The 5,042-nt window shown below is 42.3% G+C and carries 6 protein-coding genes; 4 read left to right on the forward strand and 2 right to left on the reverse strand.

The features are described from left to right. Window positions 1–507, forward strand: a 507-nt coding sequence (locus B4K20_RS14250; protein ID WP_289283405.1) for a diguanylate cyclase, incomplete at its 5' end; no start/stop codon positions are given. 66 nt (window positions 508–573) lie between these two features. Here the strand turns inward: B4K20_RS14250 and B4K20_RS14255 are convergent. After that, entirely contained in the window at window positions 574–1,881 is a 1,308-nt protein-coding gene (locus tag B4K20_RS14255) for a TRAP transporter large permease (protein WP_289283406.1), read from the reverse strand. Then, window positions 1,881–2,405 carry a TRAP transporter small permease subunit gene (locus tag B4K20_RS14260; protein WP_289283407.1) on the reverse strand — a complete coding sequence of 175 codons (525 nt, stop codon included), beginning with the start codon at window positions 2,403–2,405 and terminating at the stop codon, window positions 1,881–1,883. The genes B4K20_RS14255 and B4K20_RS14260 overlap by 1 nt, the downstream gene beginning before the upstream one ends. Window positions 2,406–2,553: 148 nt before the next feature. Here B4K20_RS14260 and B4K20_RS14265 point away from each other — a divergent pair, with 148 nt between their 5' ends. The 3 genes from B4K20_RS14265 to B4K20_RS14275 form a co-directional block, all read left to right on the forward strand. Beyond that, window positions 2,554–2,874 (forward strand): DUF4389 domain-containing protein, encoded by a 321-nt coding sequence (locus B4K20_RS14265; RefSeq protein ID WP_289283408.1) that lies wholly within the window; start codon window positions 2,554–2,556, stop codon window positions 2,872–2,874. A gap of 47 nt (window positions 2,875–2,921) precedes the next feature. Continuing rightward, the gene (gene yaaA / locus B4K20_RS14270) at window positions 2,922–3,692 is read left to right on the forward strand and encodes a peroxide stress protein YaaA (protein WP_286304092.1); all 771 of its coding nucleotides are present in this window, start codon (window positions 2,922–2,924) and stop codon (window positions 3,690–3,692) included. 41 nt (window positions 3,693–3,733) lie between these two features. Next, a partial coding sequence (locus tag B4K20_RS14275; RefSeq protein ID WP_289283409.1) for a diguanylate cyclase occupies window positions 3,734–5,042 on the forward strand: 1,309 nt, incomplete at its 3' end.

Consider the following 5,042-nt stretch of genomic DNA (forward strand, 5'->3'; position numbering starts at 1 on the left):
GAGCTTTCTTTTAAAGATGGTCTGACTGGTGTACCTAACCGACGCATGTTAGACAAAGTATTCGAAGAAGAATGGATGACGGCCAGACGCCATCAGCAACCGCTTTCTTTGCTGGTCATGGATATTGATTTTTTTAAACAATACAACGACTGCTATGGTCATATTCAGGGAGATGATTGTTTAAAACAGGTCGCCCAGGCACTCTCCTCGGCGGCAACGCGTTCTAGAGACTTTTTTGCTCGTTTTGGCGGTGAGGAATTTGTGATGTTACTGCCAGAAACAGACGCTAGTGCCGCAATAAAAATTGCTGAACGCTGCCAGCAATTAATGATGAAATTACAAATCAGCCATCAGGAATCTGAGGTTTCACAACTGCTGACTATCAGTATAGGCCTAGGAACGATTGTTCCCACCCCTAAAGATGAAATTGTCGACTTTGTAGAGCAAGTCGATCAGGCGCTTTATCGTGCAAAAGAGTGTGGTCGTAACCGTGTAAAGACAGCTTAAACAAGCTCATCATATAACGTGATTTTTAATTTGCTCAACAACTCCCCTAAAAAACATCAATCACATTTACTTTGACATCATCTCAGGCAACCACAGGCTAATTTGCGGAAAGGCAATGATTAAGCCTAAAACAATCACTTGTATCGCGACAAATGGCACGATACCGCGATAGATGGATTCCAGTTTTAAAGTGGGTGGTGCGCTGGCTTTCAAGTAAAACAGTGAAAAGCCGAATGGCGGTGTCAAAAATGAGGTTTGTAAGTTCAGTGCTATCAATAAAGCAAACCACAATGGATCAATGCCCATATGTATGGCAACGGGAGCAATGACCGGGACGACGATAAAACAAATTTCAATAAAGTCCAGAAAAAAGCCTAAGAAGAAGATAAGCAACATACTGACTACAAGAAAGGTCCATTTCCCACCGGGTAACGCAGTAAAGAGGTCGAGAATGAGCTTATCACCACCCATACCGACAAAGACCAGACCGAATGCGGTCGCGCCTATAAAAATAATAAATACCATGCTGGTTAGGCGAGTCGTGCGTTGAAGTGCTTCGCGTAAGTTATTCAGGTTCATACGTCGATGGATGGCGGCCAGCACAATCGCGCCTAACGCTCCCACAGCAGCGGACTCAGTCGGCGATGCAATACCAAAGAAAATAGAGCCCAGCACGGCTAGAATTAATAATAGTGGTGGTACAAGGCTTTTAATAACGCTGAAAAGTAAGTCTGGTGATTGATTAGCGAGGCTTTTGATGGCGGGCGCAGATTCAGGGTGGCGCCAGGCTGTCCAGACAACATAAAGAATGTAGGCCAAAATCAGCATCGCTCCCGGTACAGCCGCTGCCATAAATAGTTCACCTTCAGGAACACCGACAACATCACCTAACAGGATAAGAATAATACTGGGAGGAATAATTTGACCTAAGGTCCCAGAAGCGGCAATAGTGCCACTGGCAAGCTCTGGTGAATAACCACGTTTAAGCATGGATGGCAAAGCAATAACCGTCATGGTGACGACAGAAGCGCCCACCACGCCAGTGGTGGCTGCAAGCAAAGCACCGACCACAACCACCGAAATAGCCAGGCCACCACGCAAGCTGCCAAATAGCCTGCCCATAGTGTCCAGTAATTCTTCTGCTATACCTGATTTTTCCAGGATAACGCCCATGAATACGAATAACGGAACAGCCAATAAAGTGAAATTCGTCATAATGCCCCAGATGCGGAGCGGTAGCAGGCTGAAAAATTCGATACCCAGGAAAACCGTACCAAACCCAAGAGCAATGGCACCCAAAGTAAAAGCAACCGGGTAGCCGATTAACAGCAGTAAAAATAAAACCAGAAACATGGCCAGAGCCCAATACTCCATTATTTAGACTCCTTAAAGCAGATAAACTGTAAATTTTTCAATATTTCTGCAAGGCCTTGCAGCATAATCAAGACAAACGCGGCTAATATCGCGCCTTTTAAAATAAACCGATAGGGTAGCCCTCCCGGGTCTGGAGAACCTTCATTGTAAAAAAATGCATTCTCAGCAAAGGGCCATGCTGTCATCACAATCATGATGCTGAAGGGAAACAAAAATAGTAGGGTGCCGAGTAATGATATCCAAGCGCGGCCAGTGTCACTGATAAACCGGCTATGATAAAGAATATCGACGCGGACATGGGCGTCATGGCGAAGGGTATATGCACCACCCAGTAAAAAAACCAGAGCAAACAGATGCCACTCCAATTCTTGCAGTGCGACAGAGCCATAGTTGAACAAATAGCGCATGGCGACGTCATAACAGATGAGAATGACCATAACTAACACCAGCCATGAAACCATCCGGCCGGTCAGATCAATAAAGTTTTCAATCGCGTTAATGACGGGCTCAATGAGTGTCTTCATGTTGATTTTATCTATCTTTGCCACAATTAAATAAGTGTCCCATAAATCACGTTTGAGCTCTAGTTGTCTCTGGCAATGTGAAAATGCGTTCACCAGATAAAAGCGGAAGTGATAAAGTTAAATATGAACTGATACAAGGAGAGAAGATATGGATAATGAACAACTTAAAGAAAATATGAGTAACAAAAATCAATGGACACGCATCATTTACATGGTGCTGTTTGCCATTATTTTGTATTTAAGCATGATGGTTGTCTGGCTTGTTGTGCTGGTTCAGTTACTGTTTGCCCTTATCACAGGTAAGCCGAATCAAGATATCGCTGATTTTGCAGCCGATCTATCTCAATATGTGTATCGTGTGGTGGCATTTTTAACCTACACCAGTGAACGCCGTCCTTTTCCATTTAATGACTGGAAAAGTAATGCGTTTCAACCTGAGGTGAGACCTGATAAAGATGACACCCTCTAACTCGCTGACATTTTTAACTTAATTATTTGAATTGATCAGGAAAATTTATGCTGACCGTTATTTCTCCGGCAAAAACCTTAGATTTTGATACGCCACCCACAACACAAAAACACTCACAACCCCGATTTTTATCTCACTCACAAGAACTGATTGACACCTTGCGTCAAATGAGTACAGCAGATATTGCCAGTTTGATGAAACTCAGTGATAAGCTAGCCGGGTTGAATGTAGCAAGATATGAGACCTGGCAAACGCCTTTTAGTCTTGATAATGCAAAACAGGCCGTTCTGGCTTTTCAAGGGGATGTTTATACCGGTCTCGATGCAGAAACGCTTGATGAAAAGCAGCTGACATTTGCACAAAAGCATCTCAGAATTTTGTCTGGTTTATACGGTGTATTGAAACCTTTGGACCTGATTCAGCCTTATCGTCTTGAGATGGGGACTAAATTAGACAATGCCAAAGGTAAAGATCTCTATGCTTTTTGGGGTAGTGACATTCGCCAATCATTACAAGCTGAAGATGCCATGCAGGATGAGGTGCTGATTAATCTCGCTTCGAATGAATACTTTAAAGCAGTTGAAGCAAAAAAATTAAAGGCTCGAATCATTACACCCGTGTTTAAAGACTGGAAAAATGGTCAGTACAAAATGATCAGTTTTTATGCAAAAAAAGCACGAGGTATGATGAGTCGTTACATCATTGAGCATGAGTTACAAGATCCTTATAGAATTAAGGATTTTGACACTGATGGCTATCGTTTCAGTGCCGATATGTCAAAAAAAGATGAATGGGTATTTATTCGACACCAAGAATAAATTGGCATGTGAGTTAAATGATAGCGTCAAGGAAGATAAAAATGCGCTTGCAGTATGTATTGTTATTTGGGTGTTTCATATTACTGCAGGCGCCGGTTAATGCTCAGTCTGAACTCATATTAACGCAGACTGAGCAGAATTTTATTGACTCAATAGATGAAATTCATCTGTGCACCGACCCCGACTGGATGCCTTATGAGGGGATCGATAAAAACGGCCAGTACACAGGCATCATGTCCAGCTTTCATGAATTATGGTCTCAAATGATGGGCAAACCCGTTGTTTTGATTCACACAGATAGCTGGGAACAATCCCTCGCGTTTATTAAACAAAAAAAGTGTGATGTTTTATCCAGCGCTCAGGACTTGGCTGAAAGACGCGACTATCTAACCGTTACTAAACCTCATATTCAGTATTCACTAGCTCTAGCCACTCATCCTGATATTCCTTTCATCATTAACCTTGCTCAGGTCAAAGACAAAAAATTTGTCATGGTGAAAGATTATGCAGCGATTAAATTAATCGAAAATAATTATCCAGACTTAACTATTATTGAAGTCAATAATGCAGGTGAGGGGCTTAAATTAGTTGAGAAAGGTATGGCGTTTGCCTTTATCGATACTGTACCGAGTATCAATTATCAAATGCTGGCTTACGGCGTTTCACATTTAAAAATAAGTGGTGTGCTTGATGAGCACTACGATATGTCGGTGGGAATAAGACGCGATTTACCTGAACTGTTATCCATTTATAACAAAGCCATTGACGCAACAAATGAGTCTCAGCGTCAGCAGATTATGAATCAATGGTTATCTGTGACGGTGCAATATGATGCAGATTATAGTTTGGTGTGGAAGCTACTCGCTGGCTTGCTGATTATTCTGGCACTGTCCTTGTATCGCTACCGCGTCATTCACCGTCATAATCACGAGCTTCAAGCCGTAAATAAAAAACTGGTCCGTATGTCACAAAATGACCAGTTAACTGGCTTACCTAACCGATACTATTTACACGAAGCATTTGAAAAAGCCCTACAAACATATTACCGCTATCAGCATCAATTTTCTGTGATCATCATAGATATCGATCATTTCAAAAAAGTGAATGACACATATGGGCATACTGTTGGCGATGAAGTTATCAAGAAGATTGCTGATATGTTGTCTGATAATTTAAGAGATACTGATATTGTTGGCCGGTGGGGCGGTGAGGAATTTTTAATTGTCTGTCCTGAAACCGATAATGTGGGGGCAAGAGCGGTAGCCGAGCATATGAGAGAGTTTATTGCGGGTACCGACTTTGGTTTGGAGGCTATACACATCACGGCAAGCTTCGGTGTCACTGAATATA

This window comes from Methylophaga sp. UBA5088 (assembly GCF_002414625.1).
Lineage (GTDB): Bacteria > Pseudomonadota > Gammaproteobacteria > Nitrosococcales > Methylophagaceae > Methylophaga > Methylophaga marina.